This is a genomic window from Myroides sp. DF42-4-2 (assembly GCF_030326445.1).
Classification (GTDB): domain Bacteria; phylum Bacteroidota; class Bacteroidia; order Flavobacteriales; family Flavobacteriaceae; genus Flavobacterium.
In genome coordinates this window covers 199,406-217,156 of record NZ_JACAKI010000002.1, presented here as the reverse complement: position 1 = coordinate 217,156, position 17,751 = coordinate 199,406, and the positions used below count along the sequence as shown (strand labels likewise).

Sequence of the window (17,751 nt, the reverse complement as noted above, 5' to 3'; positions counted from 1 at the left end):
GGTGACACCATTGCATATACATAGTAAAGCTTAAAAAAAGAGTGACCTTTTGGGTCACCCTTTTTTCTATCATTCTACAGTTACTTACTACTCCTGTAACTCCACTAAAAACTATCGCTCTTCAGGATGAGTTCCTGAAGACGACGGATTTCCTTTGCGTCTAGTTTCATAGAAGCGAATAAACTCTTTGCTGTAATCGGAATCGGGTAAGTCTTCCGCCCGATTATTCGACGATTCTTTCTCTTCTTTTTTCTTTGCGCGTTTTTCTGCCTGATTTAAAAACTTCGACAATAGCTCTTTAAACGTGTCGAAATCCACTTCATAAGTCAATCCTACACCTTGGGTATAACCAATGCCCTCTCCAATATAGTTGATGTCGTTTTCTCGATTAAAGAAGCGCGCATTTAGCGTTCCCTCTTCGTTAATGCGCAGCAATACTTCTACGTCACCCACAATTACCGATTGCTCTACACCACCCACAGGAACTCCTAGTTTTCCATTAACCGATATGCGATCGTTGACCTTAGTCGTAAAAGTTACCCCTAAACGACCTTCGGTTTGAGTGTATGGATTTCGTTCTCCTTGGGCATAGTTCAATCCTACCTTAAATTTGTCATCCGCATCAGAAAACAAATCGTCAAAAATACTACTCGCACGTTCAAACAAGCTTCCTGCCAAAGCCGAAGATGAGTTGTCAGAAGAAAAGAATGACCCCGTAGCCAATAAGGCCATCGCCTGGCGTTCACGCGTATCTCTATCGCTTAACTTATAGTCTAATTCCGACTTAACAACGGAACTCACTGTTGGAAAATTAATATCAAAATCTACTTCCGGGCTACTCAAACTACCATTTAATACAATGGCAACATCCGTCGGCACTTTTCGGTTGATGATGGAATTGTCAATAATCACACTTGGATTAGCTTCAGTATGGTAAATCGCCTGTAGATCGAGAATCGCATTCATCGGGTTACCATCCCAACGAATGGTTCCATATTTCTTCACCACAAATTTTTTGTCAATTAACCCGCCATATTTGAAGTTGTATTCTCCTTCATAAGCCTGAAAATCTCCCCACATATTAAATTTACCCAACGTATTGATTTCCATCGTAATAAACCCTGCTCCTTTTCCACGCATGGCATGACCAGATTCGCGATCGAGAATAATTTCAATTTCGGCATCTGGTGTTACATAAAATTCAAAATCGAGCTCAATTCCACTGTTACGGTACTTATAGGGATCGAAATCTACTCCCGTCAGACGTAATTTTTTCTCTTGAGGGGATAAGAAGTGAATGAAATTATTCTCTCCTGTACTTTGGGCTTCTTTTAGCGGAATCTTAATGGACGTTCCTTTATTGGAGGTCGCATTGATGTTGATACTCAACATTTCTATAGGCCCTACTATATCCGCTTTCCCGTTAATATAGGCCGTTCCATAGTACAAGCTTCCCTCTTCATATTGGGTATCCAAGGCCAAGAGATTAGAAGACGAGAGCGACAAATTCATCACCCAATCTTTAAAAATCTTATGGGAAACTGTTCCATCGACAAGTCCTCTTGTCTTGTATTTCGTATCCATTAAGCCTGCTTTGCGCAGAATGAACTGTTTGGTTGTAATATCTAAAGGAGTTTCCTGATCAAAGGCATAGGTCACTCCCGTAAACTTGGATTTGAATTTGGTGTCGTTTAAATACAAACGTCCATTGACATCTGGATTTTTAGGTGTTCCCAAAAACGAAATCTTTCCAAAAGCCGTTCCTGTCATATCACTTGCCACACTACTCAAGAAAGGCGCAATCGTTTGCAGCGGAAAATCAGTAAGTCCTGATTCTAAATTGAAATGCGTTTGCCTGTTGATCACATCTACATCCCCATTCAAATAAAATCGCTCTTTCTCATCATCGTCAACCAAGCTCGATTGAACCGTAAATTTTTCTAAGCTTTTGTTTCCGTCTACTTTGAAAAACATATCCCCCAGATACACCTTATTGATCAATAAGGAATCAATTGCAATATTCGCCTGGGGATGATAAATATCTCGTTGTTGGTAAAACTTAACATCTCCATCAATTTTCCCTCCAAAAGAAAGGTTTTCAATATCGGGGGTAATTTTAGCCAAATCTACATTACCGAAGGATAAATTCAACTGTTTATAGGTTGAATCACGCATCACACCACTGAGGTTTACCCGTTGTTTATTATGCGATATCGCCAGGGAATCAATGGTAAAATCCATCAGTGTTTTATTGAAAACTAATTTATTAGCTTTGTCGTTAAACTCGTTGATACTCCACTGGAAATCTTTGAAAAACACTTCGGATTTCTTGAATCCCACAACCGAAAGTTTCTCTTCGTTAATCGTGTGATACAAGTTTAATTCGTATTTGTCTTTTTTATTTTTCCCTCCTTTAAACTCAGAACGCACAAATAACGTATCGTTATGCGTTAAATTCAGCAAATTAAAATCGGTAACATCGTAAAAATTAGTATGGACACTATCAATGGAGACATAGGTATTGTAAATGGGGTTGGAATTGTTGACATTCAGGAGAATATTAAAAAATTCCACACCACTAACTGCAATACTAGGTGAATCGAAATTGAGTTTAAACAAATTTTCATCGCTGTCAATTTCACCATCAACGTGGGTTCTCTCGTTCAGGGTTAACTGTGGGAGAAAAACCTCAATTAGGCGATTGTGAACCGTAATATCAAAGTCGACGTACTGCCCTTTTTTAGTTTTATAGGGAGAGTAATTGGTATACAAACTACCCAATGCATTTGTAAACAACTTTTTTGACTCCACAAACAAGAATTTCCCTTTGATATATCCTTGAATAGCTTCTTTAGAATTGAGTTGTAAGAAACGTTCGCCGTCTGGTGTAAAGGTTGATTCAATTGAAAATTCATCAAACACATAGTGATCCTTACTATTGTCATAAACGGCATTGTGAACTTTAAAGATTCCTTCTAAATCTTCTATATTATTGCCCTTGGCTTTAAATTCGAAGTCGCCCGTAAATTTAGACAGCGTATCATTGACGAATCCAAGTGCGTGTAGATCAGCATAATCCACTTGTGCAACGAAATCGTAGTTCTTTTCTTTGGTACTCAAGTCAATAGTACCGTTAAAATCGAGTTTTACATTGGGATCGGCACTGTGTAATAAGCCGCGGTAATACGGCATTTTCATTAAACCATCAATGGCCAATTGGGTATACTTATACTTTCCGAAAACGAATGAAAACACATCCCCCTTAACAGTTGTATTCAATGATTTTTGATTGAATCCATGTCCATCGACATATAGGTCAAAGGAGGTTAATCCAAACTGTTTATTATCAATAAAATGCCCTAAATCAAAGTGATCGAGTTTAATATTTCCTTTGTAGGTGGCGTGATTGGGATCATCTAATTGTTGAATGGCAATTTTGGCATTTCCCTTTCCGATAGAGGTCATCAATTCGATATCCGTATCCAGGGTTCTCTTGGTCAATTCAATGGTTCCGACAAGATTCACCAAGCCCAATGCCTCTAGTTCAGTTGGCAGTGTTTTGCCCAAGAGGTCAGGCATCAACGCGGCTAAGTTGTAGCGTGTCGTTTGTAAACGCGCCAAATTTGCACGCATCCAAAAAGGTTTGTGATCGTCAAAAACGTTTCGAAACGCAAAATTCCCAATAATTTGAGAGTTATTCTCATCGACTAGATTTGCCCGTTCTAAAACAAAATCATTCATCACCCCTTTCATATGTCCTTTGAAAAAAACTTCCTTATTCGAAGCAAATTCATGGGCAAAAACGTTGATATCAGACGAATTTAGCTTTGCCTTTTTGATTTGAAAATCCCAGTTTACCTTATCGACAAATTCTTTCATGTCCCCTGGTTGAAAGCTCAACAGCAGATCTCCTTCAATATCAGATTGATCCGTAACCAAATGCAATTCTTTCAAACCAATAGTCGTTCGGGTATGGGAAAAATTGGTCGATAAATGTTGTACATTCATTCCCCAGTGATCCATAAAGCTCACTTCTTTCACCAATCCGTATATTTCAGGCCCTTTGATAAAGAAATTATCCACTTGTCCTTTTAACTTTCTGAAATCTACTGCAACTTTTGCTTTGGTATTGTCGTCTGAAATAATCAGTTGAGAATTTTTGATAAAAATACGAGATGCTTTTAATCGAAACTTTCCTTCACCAGGTTGACCATCGTCAAAAATGGCGATCAGTTCATCCAAATTGGTTAGCTCTTCCTTTTCGTATTTGTGAATATTTAGGTATAGTCCGTTGATTCGCGTGGTTCCCAAATACACTTTTCCTTGTTGTAAAGCGTCGAGGTCTGCCAATCGCGTTTGCAATTGATCAATACTGATCAAGATATTTTGATGATTGTCTTTTGCCTCTACTCCTTTAAGGTGAATCACCCCAAAGATGTCGATAGCTAAGCGATCAATATAAAAGTCCGTACCAAATTTTTTGTTTATTTTCTCGGTTGCATATTGTGCCAAATAGCTTTGAACAACAGGCAACATCATTGATCCTACTGCTAGAATCAGCAAACAAAACAGCGCCAAGAATAGGCGAAAAACTATTTTTTTAAATTTTTTGATAACTATTAATGTTTTAAATTTGCTCCTTGTAATCTTCTTTCATTTGAGACCGAGGTACAATCAACAAATTTAATTAATTTTTGCCGTGATTGACCAAAAAAGAAGATATTAATTAGCTTTAAATTTAATTAAAAATGTCCATACAACCCACTTATATATTAGCGATTGAAAGTTCTTGTGACGACACGGCTGCAGCTGTTTTGGCGGACAATCGCGTGCTGTCAAATGTGGTGGCTCGTCAAGAGATACACGAAGAATATGGCGGTGTTGTGCCAGAGCTTGCTTCGAGAGCACATCAGCAGCATATCGTTCCTGTTGTTGATATTGCCTTAAAAAAAGCGGGAATCACCAAAGATCAACTACATGGCATTGCCTTTACTCAAGGGCCTGGTTTAATGGGATCGCTATTAGTTGGAGGGTCGTTTGCCAAGTCATTAGCACTGGCACTAGACATTCCTTTAGTTGCAGTCAACCACATGCACGCCCATATTCTATGCCATTTTATTGAAGAAGACGGTTTTGAACAACCTACTTTTCCGTTCTTGGCGTTGACTATTTCAGGAGGGCATACTCAAATTGTGCAAGTCAACAGTTTCTTTGACTTACAAGTATTGGGTGAAACAACAGATGATGCTGTAGGTGAAGCATTTGACAAATCGGCAAAAATTCTCGGTTTCCCTTATCCAGGTGGGCCGTTAATTGACCGTTATGCCAAAGAAGGAAATCCAAAAGCCTACGCCTTCACCAAGCCAAAAGTAGACGGTTTGAACTTTAGTTTTAGCGGTTTAAAGACACAATTTTTATATTTCATCCAAAAGCAAGTCAAGGAAAATCCCAACTTCATTGAGGAAAATAAGGCGGATATTTGTGCGTCTATTCAACAGACGATCATTGCTATTTTAATGGACAAGCTCAAAAAAGCGGTGGAACAAACAGGTATAACGCAAATTGCTATTGGCGGTGGAGTATCAGCCAATTCGGGTATTCGAAAAACCTTGCAAGAAGCCGAGCAAAAATACGGGTGGAAAACGTTTATTCCCAAGTTTGAATATACCACAGATAACGCAGCGATGATTGGTATTGTTGGATACTATCGCTACCGCGAATCGCTATTTGCCGATTCGTCTGTTGTGTCCAAAGCGAGAATTGAATTTTAATCTACACCAAGTATGCAGTTATTTTACTCCCCTTCTATCGATAAAGAACAAACAACTTTCACCTTTGACAAAGAGGAAAGCAAACACATCATACGCGTATTGCGCAAAAAAGAGGGCGATATTCTCTTTGTAACCAATGGTAGAGGCACGCTGTTTGAAACCAAAATTTCCTTGGCATCAGATCGCAGCTGTTTAACGGAAATTATCAACTATTCCGACAAAGAACAAAAGCCTTTTCGCTTGCATTTAGCTGTAGCTCCTACAAAAATGAACGAGCGCTATGAGTGGTTCTTAGAAAAAGCAACCGAAATTGGCATTTGCGAAATAACCCCAATTATCTGTGATCACTCGGAGCGCAAAGTAATAAAAACCGAACGCTTCGAAAAAATCATTCAATCGGCAATGAAGCAATCCCTTCAACTGTATTTGCCCAAGTTAAATGATCCCATCTCCCTCAAAGAGTTTTTAAAGAAAGACCATGAAGGTGAACTATACATTGCTCATTGTGAAGAAGATAAAGAAAAAGAACTACTTAAAAACAAGATTAAACCCAACGAAAACTACTTGTTATTAGTTGGACCTGAAGGTGATTTTTCTACTGTTGAAATAAAAATAGCGCTAGAAAAAGGTTTTAAACCTGTATCTTTAGGTCATACAAGATTGAGAACAGAAACAGCTGCTCTTGTTGCTTGTCATAGTTTTGTATTCGCTAACGAATAAATCCATGCATATTGAAAGCCAAAGAAATTTCTAAAGGCATCGTCCGCGCGATCCTCATTTTAAGTGGAATTGCACTAAGTGCTGTTTTGTTGTATCAAATCCGCACTTTATTCATTTACCTTGCGCTAGCTTTTGTTTTAGCCTTAATCGGCAAACCATTAGTTGATTTTTTACACCGCAAATGCAAGTTGAAAAAACTCTTTGCCATCAGTGTAACCATGGTCTTTTTTATTTTCGTGTTCATCGGCTTTTCTTTTATGTTTGTCCCGCTCTTCACCACACAAGCTCAAAACTTGTCCGTGTTGAATACCGCACATTTACAAGAGGATTTCAATGGACTTATCTCCAAAATTGACCTATATCTAGACGCAAAAGGCATTAGTTTGGACAAAATTGTGGAGGAATCCCATCTAAAATCACAACTTAACCTCGATTTCGTCCCCAATTTACTCAATACCCTTATCAGTATGTTGAGCGATATTGGAATTGGCTTATTCTCAGTGCTATTTATCGCCTTTTTCTTTTTGAAAGACCAAGTAGTCTTGGAATACCAATTCAAAAAGTTATTCTCTAAAAAGCACGAAAATAAGGTTCTAAACTCCATCAACAAGATTAACAATTTATTATCCCGCTATTTTTTAGGCCTTTGTGTGCAGATGTTTGTCATCTACATTTTAGCTCTTAGCGTATTGTTGATATTTGGAGTAAAAGGCGCTGCAACGATTGCTTTTTTATGTGCTATTCTCAATATTATCCCGTATATCGGTCCATTGATTGGCAATATTTTAGCTGTTGTGTTTACGATGTTAACCTATATTGGCGATGACTTTATTGAAGTTACACTTCCCAAAGCCATCTCCGTAATGATTGGCTTCCTTGTAGTCCAACTCATTGACAATGTGGTAAACCAGCCGTTAATCTTTTCTAATAGTGTTAAATCACACCCCTTAGAAATCTTTATTGTCATCTTAGCAAGTGGTATGTTTAGTGGAATTTTTGGAATGATTGCCGCAGTTCCCTTGTATACCTGTTTAAAAGTGATTGGAAAAGAGTTTTTCCCCAATGTTCGATTTATTCAAGTACTGACCAAAAAATTATAAGTGGATATTCAACTCCTGACACAACCTGAAGTTCAAGCCTATATAGAGGAACACCTCTCGGATTCCCTTGCCTCTTTGGCATTCAAAAAGAGTCCATTTCCCGATTTGACAATGTCGGATTTGCTCACGCAAATTGAGAGTAAGCAAAAGGCTAAAAACAAGCTTTCCAAGTGGTATAAGACGAAAAACATAGTTTTTCCTGCAAAATTGTCTATTGAACAAACCTCATCGGAAGAATGTGCAGCCTATAAAGCTGCATTGGTTGAAGGAGACTCCCTCATTGATTTAACTGGTGGGTTTGGCATTGATTGCTACTATTTTGCTCAGCGGATCAAAACAGTCACACATTGTGAGATACAACCCGAGCTCAGTGCTATTGTTCAACACAATTACCGACAACTCCAACAAGATAATATTGATTGCATTACTGGAGATAGCTTGATTTATCTAGCCAATAGCAACAAGCAGTTTGACTATATTTACCTCGATCCTGCACGGAGAAATCAAAGCAAAGAAAAGGTGTTTTTCTTGCGCGATTGCACCCCTAATATTGTGGAACACCTTGATTTACTCCTAGAGCATACCAAGACGATCTTAGTTAAAACGGCACCTCTCTTAGATATTCAAGCGGGTCTGAGCGAACTAAAACACGTGAAAGCTATTCACATCGTTGCACTGCAAAACGAGGTCAAAGAGTTGTTGTGGATCATCGAGAAAGACTATGTAGGAAAGATTGAATTAATTGCGGTCAACCTAACCAAAACAGAACAACAGCGCTTTGTGATTGATTTATCCGATGACAGCATAGCTACATATGCCCAACCGAAAACCTATCTCTATGAGCCCAATAGCGCCCTGTTGAAGACGGGAAAATTCAATGCAATTAGCGCCATTTTTAAAGTAGATAAATTACAACAACACAGCCAGTTATACACTAGCGATGAATTGGTAAACTTCTCGGGCAGACGCTTTAAAATAAAGCAGAATTTGCCTTATAATAAAGCTACAGCCAAAGAATATTTACAACAACAAAAAGCAAATGTCACCGTGCGTAATTTTCCGTTGAAGGTAGATGAATTACGCAAAAAATGGAAGATCAAAGAAGGAGGTGAAACCTATATATTTTTCACCACTACCCTATCCGATCAAAAGGTATTTCTAATTTGTGAACCCGTATAAAAATCAGCCTTATTATGCCGTTTCGTGAATCCAACACAGTTGAGAAATACTGTGCCAGGTAACGGTTACTGTAGTATTGGGATGCAGGGACAATCCTGGTTGATTGGCAACGAGTAAATAGCGTTTATCTTCGTAGAACACCTCAACTAAAGCGCGTTGTTGTGCATCCTCTCTTATCAACTTTCCCGCATGATCAATAGCCACTACACGTCCCATGGCTCTTAACTTTCCCTTTTGCACGCGTTTGCGATCAAATCGCGGATACAAGTGGTGATACACCCAAACCAAAGGCGTTAACCCCAAAATCATACTTAGAAAGAAAGAAACCACCTCAGCTGTGGTCCAATCAAAATTTTCAAAGTTCCACACAATCGCAACAACTAACGTCAGTGCAACGAGTAAACCCCCAAAAGATAACGTATCGCTAATGCAATGTCCCTTCGGTCGTGGAAAGGCTTTTGGCGTTGGCAAGGCATCCATACCTTTTGTTTTTCTACCAATTGATCTTGCTTGTGCTTGTTCGATAGAATCCTGCAAACCCAAGGCTAACGCATGTCTATACTTTTGTTTCATCTTTTCTGCAAATAATTAATGAACTGTACATCATAAAGCCAATAAAAAAAGTTACAATTACAACACACAGACTACAAATAGTAACAAATTGGGATCAATAAATAGAAAAAACTCTAGGTGAGAACGTGCATTGGTCATTTCCTTCTGCTTGCTCAAAAATCGCTTAAAAAAATAGAATTAGCCCATTGTTATTGTAAATTGTAACTTTAGATCATTGTCTTTTTTATTTCTTTTTCATAAGTCAAAAATACATACAATAAATTCTATAACAATCGAAAAATCAAAGTCTTAACTATTTCATAATTCAATATACACTTTCCAAACATTGGCGTTACATTGCCGAAATATTGCCCAACTTATCCGCTTCTTGTTCCTGTGGTTTTCATGGAAACTACTAGGTGATTATGAAAAAAATAACCCAAAGAAGTAGGGCAAATTGCGCATAATTTCATTACTTTGTAAGGTAATTCCAAATGAATCGTTTCCTATGAAAAGAAAGATATTCTTTGTGGTAACCCTGCTGTCAACTTTAGCTTTTATGAGCTGTAAAAAAGAAGGAAGCACCATACCGCAACCAACTCAAGAAGCAACAGAAACAACTCCAACTACGGAAGTTGATACGGTTGCATTGAAAAAGCAAATTGAACAAGAAAAAGAAACCTTGAGCAAGCCTTATAATGAAGAAGAAGACGCACAAGCGAAATTAGATGCTCTTATCGCTCAAGCAAATAAAGAGGGGAAATTCGTATTTGTACAAGCGGGTGGAAACTGGTGTATCTGGTGCTTGCGTTTCAATGATTTTGTGCAACAGACACCTGAACTAAAGCAAGTAGTGGATCAAAACTATCTGTATTACCACTTAAACTATTCGAAAAACAACAAGAATAAAGCGGTATTTGACAAATACACCCCAAACAGCAAAGGATTGGGATACCCTTTTTTCTTTGTAATCGACGGGACAGGTAAAGTTACAAACATCATCTCTTCTGAAGCCTTAGAAGAAGGCAAGGGATATAGCACAGCCAAAGTGAAAGAAATGTTTATAGCAAACGCACCTAAAAAATAAAAAAATAGCCTCAACGATTTTGAGGCTATTTTTTTTCTCGTACCACAAACGCTTATCCTACAACCAACCTCCTCAAAAACACAGCTACAACAATTGTACAGATTGAGTCGTACGCATCGTGTACATCCATAGACGTAGTTAAATCGTCTTTTGCGATTGCCTAAATATAATTTTAAACCGATGCTTTTTTTGCTATTAGTAAGATTTAAACAGAACACCTTCAGCGAAGAGACATAATCGATAAAAACAGCTTTTATTTTTAGGTTCAATTGTTAATATTTTACACTTTTAAAACTCAAAAACCCTTACATATCCTAATTTCTGATAATAAAATTGTGTTAAATAGCATTATCCTATTTTACACCTGATTTACATTTGTTTTTCTCAACCATAAATTATTCAACTATGTTGATGACTACATTACCCTTAGGAGGAGTAGCGCCCTCTGAATTTATAGTTGTTGTTGTAATCGCTTTATTGCTATTTGGAGGTAAAAAAATTCCAGAATTAATGAAGGGACTTGGAACAGGAATTAGGGAATTCAAAGAAGCTACACGAGAAACAAATGCTACTACAGCAGCTCCTAAACAAAAAATCACGGAACCAATTACGGAAACTGTTGTTGAACCCGCTACAGAAGTAGATACAGCAACAAATCAAGTAGTTGAAAAGTAAAAAAAAGGTTGGATTTGATCCAACCTTTTTCTTTATAAATTGAGAAGTGAGCTATGGGCAATTTGTTCATCCCTCAGTTTGTATAAAACCGTTAGCGTAAACTATCGGATCACCTTGACCTTATCACTATAGCGAATGGGTGCTATAGGACTTTCCGCAGGATATCCCAAAGCGACGTTAATCGTTACTTCGTAATCTTCTGGAATGTTGATCAAGCGCAATAAGTCGGCATTTTCAGGTAAGTTCAAAATAGGAACAATAGTACCCAGTGGGCAAGTTCCTAACCCCAAAGCATGAGCGCTCAAGAGGATATTTTGCAACGCAATTCCCGCGTCTAATCGCGCATGTGCTGCACCTTTTTCTGTAGCAATGACAACAAATGTTGGGGCATGATGTGAAATACTAAATCCAGGTTCCCTATATTTTGCTGCACTTCCTTGAAATTCTTTTCCTTGGGCAAAGGTTAAGAATCGCTGGTTGATTTCTGCAATAATCTTGGGGTTTTGGATAAATCGAATCTCCCAAGCTTGTTTATTCAAAGCACTAGGTGCATAGATCGTCGCTTTCATAATGGTATCCAATTGATCTTGGCTTACTTGTTGATCCGTAAATTTGCGAATCGCCCGACGCTGGAGTAAGTTGTCAATAATGGCTTCTTTTGCACTACCTTGGTAAACCACCTGTTCTACTTTGGTCTCTTGTGTACAAGAAGTAAATAAAACCCCTAGGGTTATTCCTGCATATAGGTATTTTTTCATTTTATTTCTTTTAAATAACGTTGTGAACTTGCTTTGCATACGCATAATTGAATTTGACAATAGTGTAAATGATATAGAGATAAACGAGATAGGGAATCCACCCGTAATAGTACAAGCTGATGACTGCCAATGCACAGCCCAAAATTTGTAGGGTTAAAAAGAAGATTGTCTCCACTTCTTTTTTGCGGTCTTTGGTTTGTCCCCATACTCTAGGTTGAAATACTTGGCTTATTTGAGGAGAGAATCCGTTGAGCAACAAAATGGAATAGGACATGTATTCATAGCGAACGTTCCCTAAAATAAAAAGGTAGACTAGGAGTCCAATCATCGCGCCATAGTACAACTTTCCTTTAGCATTGGTAGGACTAGAAGGCATATCTGTAGCCATAAAGATTGTTGCTAATACAATACCACTCATGGAAAAGCGCAAATCCGTCTCCGTTCCCATCCAGGCGCTCAAGGTAAAGACACTCAACAGGGCCAAGGGAATATGCCAGCTAATTCTATTTCTCAACAGGAGATATCCTCCACCTAAAGCGAGGCAAAGGATGGAATATTCCCCCAAAGCACCAGAAGTTTTATATACTAAATCACTGAAATAATGGGAGATGAACGCATTGTCCAAAGCGGAGAACAAGTTTGAAGCGGGAGTTTGTATGGCGGTCTTGGTGTCCCAAATCGAGGGAGAAGTCATAGTCGAAGCAAAAAATACGCCCATAAATTCTCTGCCTACCAAAGCGGGATTAAACCGATTTTTACCCAAACCACCCCACACTATTTTGCCAAATAAAATAGCCGAAAAAGCGCCAAAAGCGACGATATATCCAGGGGTAATAGGCGAAAGTGTACAGACTAACAACAAGGCTGTAACAACGGCTGATCCATCGCCTAAGGTATTCTTTTTACCCAAAAACAGCCAGGAGCAACAAAACTCAGTGACTAAAGCTGTGAAAACAGCAATACCTACTTGATACAGCAGTAAATGGCCAAAAGCGATCCACCCTACAAACAAAGCAGGTAGCAACGCGATAACCACGTCGAGCATCAGGAGTTGAAGGCGATCAAATCGCGGTTTTATATACGGATACACAGTCATTTAACTCGTTTTAATTGAATTGGTTACTACTTTTGTTTTTCCGTCAAAAATATGCTTCATCAACGGAATATCACTGGGGCAGCTATAAGCACAAGCACCACATTCAATACAATCGAGTAGGTTGAGATTGAGCAAGTCGTCCACTGCATTTCTTTCATTGTGACGCACAAATTCTAACGGCATCAATCGCTGTGGGCACACCTCTATGCACCAGCCACATTTAATGCAATTTTGCTGATTCTGAGGTTGTTTCTTTAACAACAAAACACCTCCTACTCCTTTGTGGAGAGGTGTGAGCCCTGATTGCGCGTGTTTGCCCATCATTGCACCTCCTACTATGGCCCAGTGGGTATTCGAATTCCATGTATTCGCCGTGGCTTGAATCAAGTGTTCCATCGGCGTTCCGACCTTAACTACATAATTTCCTCCTAAGGTTCCCTTCACCCCCGAAAGCGTTACCACGCGCTCAATCGCAGGTTTGCCTTCAAATAATGCTTGGTATATCGCCCAAATTGTTCCGACATTATTGACTATAATGCCGTGATTCGCAGGCACACTTCCTTTGTGAATCTCTTTTTGAGTGGCAGATCGAATCAGTTGTAATTCTCCTCCTTGGGGATAGTTATTTGGTAAAAGTTTGACCTCAACGTTCATATTTGCTTTCGCAGCGGCTTGGTGAATTCCCTTCTTCAACACCCTATTTTGCTTTTCAATTGCCCATATCACACGCTTTACCCCCAATACCGTTTGTATGACACTTACCGCTTGTAGGAGTTCCTCTATTTTCTCTTGCATTAAACTAAAATCTGAACTCAAATACGGTTCACATTCAGCTCCATTCAACAGCAAAGTATCAATCGAACCCTGAGCCACCCTATATTTTAAATGGGTTGGAAATTGAGATCCTCCAGCACCTACAATGCCGGCTTGCAGCAAAATATCGCAAAACCCCTCTAGTGTAAGGGACTTGTGTTCCACGGGTTGTAAGGGAACCTCAGCATCTTTAAAATCATTTCTCAACAAGAGAACGGCTTGTCCGTCTATTTCAGTGAAAGCCTCAACCACACCAGAAACAGGTGCGTGTAACTGAGTGGCAAACGTCCCAGTACTCTTGGCAATGGGCTGGTATTTACGCACGTATTCTCCCTGTTGAACCAGCGGATGCATCACATGGCGATACGCTTGTAAAGGCAGGTAAAAAAGAGCTGCATCTGCTATAGGTGCTATTGCACTTCCCCTGGTCTTTTTCTTGAATGAGGGAATCAAAACCATAGTGTATTATTTATTTTTATTGTGTTCAATTCGGTAGTAGTCAAAAGCAAAATGAGCGCGCAATTGAGCAATGACCGATTCTAATTCTCTCTCCTGTACCGTAAAAAGGGCGGTGGATAAGGCGTCTCCCAAAAAAGCAGTAGGCGTAATCACCCCTACTTGTGCCGTTGATACAGGATATCCCGTTCGCCCATCGAGAATGTGCCCATAAGATTGCCCCTGTATAACCAATTGATTATGCGCAGAACCCGATAAGCTAAAACACGCATTCTCAATCGCTATAGTTCGCTCACATTGGCCAGGTATAAATGCAGAGGGAATATTGACTTTCCAATGCGGATGTGTAGCGTCATTTATCCCCATAATTGTACTTCCGCCAGCGTTGATAATGGCATCGGTTACTCCCCTTGCCTTTAAAAAAGCAAAGACTTGATCCACCGCATATGCCTTGATAAAAGACCCGGTTATTAACTCTTGTCCTCTGGCTATCCGCACAAAATTAGATCGAATGTCTATCTTGTGGTAACCTACCTTTTTCAGGGTATTGGCTAGATCCGTTGGAGAGGGAACCCGTAGATCAGCTGTGTCTTGTTGGTAAAAACCCCAGAGGCGAATCAGGGGCATACAGCTAATATCATAACTCCCATTGGTAAGGGCAGCGATCAATTGCACTTGCTTTAACATCCCAATACACACTTCATCTACTTCAACCCATTGCCCTGCCTTTTGATTGATGCGACTAAAAAAAGAACCCGGTTGATGGGAATTGTAGCGTCGATCCAATTGGTCGAATAGCGCAAAACACTCCTCCAACAATCCCTCGCCATACATCACAGGTATTTTGATCTTCACTTGGCAGTGAAAGAGCCTTCGCGTTTGAGCGAAATACGCCTTAGAAACTGTCGGACGCATTTTCATCATCATGGTGTTCTACAGTTGTAGTTCCTCTATTTTTTAGCGACTTGAAATTGACATTACCCACGTGTATCGTCTGAAAGTAAACGTGATCATTTTTCCATACCCCTCGGGTTGAATCATAGGCTACCTCCTGAATTTCAAAAGGTCTATTCGAAATCATCGCTTCTTCTTGTTGTTGTTTCTCTTGGAGTGCTACTTGCTTTCTAGTCTCCTTGTACTTCTCCCAAAAACTGCGTTGCCCAAAAAGTAACAACACAATTCCCACTAGATATAAAACGAGTGACTGCGGCTTTCTGTGTATCATCTGCTAGTATTAAAACTATTTTAGGTTACAATAATACCAACTACGGATAAAAGTCAAAAGCAATACCGGTTATTCTAAAAAAGAAAATGACCAATTGCATTGGTCACGAAAGGCGGAGGCAATTTAAAGATATCCCTATCTTTGCAACAAAGAGTAGTAGCACAATGCGAGATTTTTTAGAGCGAAAATGGGCACAAGAATTGGGTATCTTGGTGTTCTCATTCATTTTATTTACCTTAAATGACTGGATACTCATTGCCAGTTGGAGGAGTCTTTTTTTGGGCTTGGTTTACTTTATGTTGCTATACGCCCATGCCCAATTGAACCGCTTTTACCTCTTACCTCTATTGGTCAAAAGGGATCGCATTTACCTTTACCTCTTTCTAACCCTTTGTTTGCTCTCGGTAACTGCCTTTTTTCTCAGTCATCTTACGCAAAGTTTTTTATATAAATCTTGCTTTTTGCATTCGAACAATTCCAAGCTCACCTTTCAATATCAATTGGGTGTTTTGTTGGGATCCAATGTTTGTATTTTGGGCACCACTCATTTTTTGGAGTATTACCGCAAACAAAAGGAAATGGCCCATCGAGAAATCATTACCAAAAAAAATGAAATCGACCTGTTAAACAAGCAGCTGAATCCCCATTTTCTCTTTAATACCCTAAATACGATTTATGGGTTGAGTATTGCGTTTCCCGATAAAACCCCTGATGCCATTATGAAAGTGTCTGAACTCTTGCGCTATCAAGTAGAAAATAGCAATAAAGATGTTGTGGCCTTAAGCGATGAGATTTCCTTTATTCAAAGCTATATCGAATTGGAACAAGAACGGGTGGGCTATCGCTGTGACCTCCGCTTTAGGTGGGATATAGACCAGGCAAACAAATATACAATCGCACCGTTGATCGTCTTTACCTTTGTGGAAAATGCCTTCAAACACGGAACCTCTACAATTGAACATTGTTTCATTCACATTGACCTACACGTCAACCAAGGCGTGTTACAACTCGATATAGTCAACCCCCTACCGCTAAAATCGACAGCGCCTACCTCAACCAAAGTAGGCTTAGAAAACACAACAGCGCGCTTGCAAATGATTTACCCCAATCGACATACACTGCGCGTTTACCCAGAGGGAAATCAATTCATTACTCATCTATCAATTGACTTATAAATCATGGAACACCAACAATACAAATGCATGATTATTGACGATGAACCTGCTTCTCACTATGTCTTGCAGAGTTATATTGAAAAAAACGCCAATTTACAATTGGTCAAGCAGTGTTATAATGCTTTAGAAGCCATGGACTACATCCGTCTTCACCCCGTGGATTTAATCTTCCTAGACATTGATATGCCACAAATGTCGGGCATTGAATTTTTAGAGAGCATTCCACAAGCGCCAAAAACCATTTTGACAACTGCTCATTCCCAATATGCCTTAAAAAGTTACGACTATGGCGTGTTAGATTACTTGTTAAAACCCATTTCTTTTCCTCGTTTTATCAAGGCAATTGAGCGTTTTTTATCGCTTTACCTCCCCCAAGAAGTTGAGCTACCTCCCTTGGGCATACAACTAAAAGTAGGAAAAGAAACAATTGAAATACAACAAGATACTATCAATTACATTCAGAGTTATGGCAACTATGTCAAGGTTTTTACTTGCGAAAAAGTTCATATTGTTACCACTACAACCCAAGAGATTGTGTCTCTTTTAGCTGCACAACATTTTTTGCGTATCCACAAATCTTATGTGGTAAATCTCACTAAAATAACAGCGTATACCGAACAGGACGTTTCGATACAAGGCGTTCAAATTCCCATTGGAATCACCTATAAAAGAGAACTTTACAATCGCTTGGACAAGGTGGAATAAGCGTTTTTACTTAAACTTTAGATCCTAAATCTTTACCCGATGCACTGCCCTCGAGCAAAAAAGTAAGCTCCTCACAACGGATTATCTTGCCGTCTAGAAAGGTAAACTCCGCCATCACTAAATGTTTGTGGTACGCTCCATCGCGCAAAACCGATTCAACCTGATGTTTTGTAAATACCACCTGATCCCTCACGGCAGTACTGCATACTTCTACCGCTACTCTTTCGATCAACTCTTTTAATTTTTTGATGTGTTGTTTAAAGGCCTTAAAATCCAACTGTTTCCCATCGACAACCTGTACGTAATCTGGTGAAAAATACGCTTGAATTAACGCTTCGTCATAGGTTTTACCCTCGATGATGTTGTGCAACATCTCTTGTACTCTTTTTTCCATTTTTACACGTTTGATTAAACAGTAGCAAAGGTGAAAAAATCATAG

Annotated in this window: 16 protein-coding genes; 8 read left to right on the top strand and 8 right to left on the bottom strand. The window is 39.2% G+C overall.

The features are described from left to right. Positions 1-111 precede the first annotated feature (111 nt). Positions 112-4,539 carry a translocation/assembly module TamB domain-containing protein gene (locus tag HX062_RS03700; RefSeq protein WP_286466455.1) on the bottom strand — a complete coding sequence of 1,476 codons (4,428 nt, stop codon included), beginning with the start codon at positions 4,537-4,539 and terminating at the stop codon, positions 112-114. A gap of 209 nt (positions 4,540-4,748) precedes the next feature. Between HX062_RS03700 and tsaD the strand changes: the two genes are divergently transcribed. From tsaD to HX062_RS03680, 4 genes are read left to right on the top strand one after another with little or no spacing between them, the layout of a single operon-like run. Continuing rightward, positions 4,749-5,771 carry a tRNA (adenosine(37)-N6)-threonylcarbamoyltransferase complex transferase subunit TsaD gene (gene tsaD / locus HX062_RS03695; RefSeq protein WP_286466454.1) on the top strand — a complete coding sequence of 341 codons (1,023 nt, stop codon included), beginning with the start codon at positions 4,749-4,751 and terminating at the stop codon, positions 5,769-5,771. Positions 5,772-5,783: 12 nt separating this feature from the next. Continuing rightward, positions 5,784-6,491, top strand: a complete 708-nt coding sequence (locus HX062_RS03690) for a 16S rRNA (uracil(1498)-N(3))-methyltransferase (RefSeq protein ID WP_286466453.1) — start codon at positions 5,784-5,786, stop codon at positions 6,489-6,491. An 8-nt stretch (positions 6,492-6,499) separates the two neighbouring features. Next, the gene (locus HX062_RS03685; RefSeq protein WP_182626297.1) at positions 6,500-7,591 is read left to right on the top strand and encodes an AI-2E family transporter; all 1,092 of its coding nucleotides are present in this window, start codon (positions 6,500-6,502) and stop codon (positions 7,589-7,591) included. Beyond that, the gene (locus HX062_RS03680) at positions 7,592-8,770 is read left to right on the top strand and encodes a class I SAM-dependent methyltransferase (RefSeq protein ID WP_286466451.1); all 1,179 of its coding nucleotides are present in this window, start codon (positions 7,592-7,594) and stop codon (positions 8,768-8,770) included. Positions 8,771-8,782: 12 nt separating this feature from the next. Here HX062_RS03680 and HX062_RS03675 read toward each other — a convergent pair whose 3' ends face one another. Further along, positions 8,783-9,343 carry a hypothetical protein gene (locus tag HX062_RS03675; protein WP_182626129.1) on the bottom strand — a complete coding sequence of 187 codons (561 nt, stop codon included), beginning with the start codon at positions 9,341-9,343 and terminating at the stop codon, positions 8,783-8,785. Between the two features lie 487 nt (positions 9,344-9,830). Between HX062_RS03675 and HX062_RS03670 the strand changes: the two genes are divergently transcribed. After that, positions 9,831-10,409, top strand: a complete 579-nt coding sequence (locus tag HX062_RS03670) for a thioredoxin family protein (RefSeq protein ID WP_182626130.1) — start codon at positions 9,831-9,833, stop codon at positions 10,407-10,409. Positions 10,410-10,814: 405 nt separating this feature from the next. After that, on the top strand, positions 10,815-11,084 hold the full coding sequence (locus HX062_RS03665) for a Sec-independent protein translocase subunit TatA/TatB (RefSeq protein ID WP_182626131.1): 270 nt from the start codon (positions 10,815-10,817) through the stop codon (positions 11,082-11,084). A 101-nt stretch (positions 11,085-11,185) separates the two neighbouring features. On the opposite strand, the gene HX062_RS03660 is transcribed toward HX062_RS03665, so the two are convergent. Genes HX062_RS03660 through HX062_RS03640 form a run of 5 tightly spaced genes read right to left on the bottom strand, consistent with a single transcriptional unit; the run spans position 11,186 to position 15,432 of the window. After that, entirely contained in the window at positions 11,186-11,842 is a 657-nt protein-coding gene (locus HX062_RS03660) for a nitroreductase family protein (protein ID WP_182626132.1), read from the bottom strand. Positions 11,843-11,852: 10 nt separating this feature from the next. Next, a complete protein-coding gene (locus HX062_RS03655; RefSeq protein ID WP_286466450.1) occupies positions 11,853-12,938 on the bottom strand; it encodes an RnfABCDGE type electron transport complex subunit D in 1,086 nt (361 codons plus the stop codon). Next, the gene (gene rsxC / locus HX062_RS03650; protein ID WP_286466449.1) at positions 12,939-14,210 is read right to left on the bottom strand and encodes an electron transport complex subunit RsxC; all 1,272 of its coding nucleotides are present in this window, start codon (positions 14,208-14,210) and stop codon (positions 12,939-12,941) included. 6 nt (positions 14,211-14,216) lie between these two features. Next, positions 14,217-15,134, bottom strand: coding sequence for an FAD:protein FMN transferase (locus HX062_RS03645; RefSeq protein ID WP_286466448.1), 918 nt, complete (start codon positions 15,132-15,134; stop codon positions 14,217-14,219). Continuing rightward, positions 15,103-15,432, bottom strand: a complete 330-nt coding sequence (locus HX062_RS03640) for a hypothetical protein (protein WP_286466447.1) — start codon at positions 15,430-15,432, stop codon at positions 15,103-15,105. Before HX062_RS03640 ends, HX062_RS03645 begins: the two co-directional genes overlap by 32 nt. 164 nt (positions 15,433-15,596) lie before the next feature. Between HX062_RS03640 and HX062_RS03635 the strand changes: the two genes are divergently transcribed. Then, the gene (locus HX062_RS03635) at positions 15,597-16,607 is read left to right on the top strand and encodes a sensor histidine kinase (RefSeq protein WP_182626136.1); all 1,011 of its coding nucleotides are present in this window, start codon (positions 15,597-15,599) and stop codon (positions 16,605-16,607) included. A gap of 3 nt (positions 16,608-16,610) precedes the next feature. After that, entirely contained in the window at positions 16,611-17,312 is a 702-nt protein-coding gene (locus tag HX062_RS03630) for a LytR/AlgR family response regulator transcription factor (RefSeq protein ID WP_182626137.1), read from the top strand. Positions 17,313-17,322: 10 nt separating this feature from the next. Here HX062_RS03630 and HX062_RS03625 read toward each other — a convergent pair whose 3' ends face one another. Then, entirely contained in the window at positions 17,323-17,706 is a 384-nt protein-coding gene (locus HX062_RS03625) for a nuclear transport factor 2 family protein (RefSeq protein WP_286466446.1), read from the bottom strand. Positions 17,707-17,751 lie beyond the last annotated feature (45 nt).

Excerpts from the sequence above, each read along its gene's own strand:
- HX062_RS03700 (WP_286466455.1), bottom strand. The coding sequence starts at position 4,539 with ATGATGTTGCCTGTTGTTCAAAGCTATTTGGCACAATATGCAACCGAG.
- tsaD (WP_286466454.1), top strand. The coding sequence starts at position 4,749 with ATGTCCATACAACCCACTTATATATTAGCGATTGAAAGTTCTTGTGAC.
- HX062_RS03690 (WP_286466453.1), top strand. The coding sequence starts at position 5,784 with ATGCAGTTATTTTACTCCCCTTCTATCGATAAAGAACAAACAACTTTC.
- HX062_RS03675 (WP_182626129.1), bottom strand. The coding sequence starts at position 9,343 with ATGAAACAAAAGTATAGACATGCGTTAGCCTTGGGTTTGCAGGATTCT.
- HX062_RS03670 (WP_182626130.1), top strand. The coding sequence starts at position 9,831 with ATGAAAAGAAAGATATTCTTTGTGGTAACCCTGCTGTCAACTTTAGCT.
- HX062_RS03665 (WP_182626131.1), top strand. The coding sequence starts at position 10,815 with ATGTTGATGACTACATTACCCTTAGGAGGAGTAGCGCCCTCTGAATTT.
- HX062_RS03660 (WP_182626132.1), bottom strand. The coding sequence starts at position 11,842 with ATGAAAAAATACCTATATGCAGGAATAACCCTAGGGGTTTTATTTACT.
- HX062_RS03655 (WP_286466450.1), bottom strand. The coding sequence starts at position 12,938 with ATGACTGTGTATCCGTATATAAAACCGCGATTTGATCGCCTTCAACTC.
- rsxC (WP_286466449.1), bottom strand. The coding sequence starts at position 14,210 with ATGGTTTTGATTCCCTCATTCAAGAAAAAGACCAGGGGAAGTGCAATA.
- HX062_RS03645 (WP_286466448.1), bottom strand. The coding sequence starts at position 15,134 with ATGATGATGAAAATGCGTCCGACAGTTTCTAAGGCGTATTTCGCTCAA.
- HX062_RS03640 (WP_286466447.1), bottom strand. The coding sequence starts at position 15,432 with ATGATACACAGAAAGCCGCAGTCACTCGTTTTATATCTAGTGGGAATT.
- HX062_RS03635 (WP_182626136.1), top strand. The coding sequence starts at position 15,597 with ATGCGAGATTTTTTAGAGCGAAAATGGGCACAAGAATTGGGTATCTTG.
- HX062_RS03630 (WP_182626137.1), top strand. The coding sequence starts at position 16,611 with ATGGAACACCAACAATACAAATGCATGATTATTGACGATGAACCTGCT.
- HX062_RS03625 (WP_286466446.1), bottom strand. The coding sequence starts at position 17,706 with ATGGAAAAAAGAGTACAAGAGATGTTGCACAACATCATCGAGGGTAAA.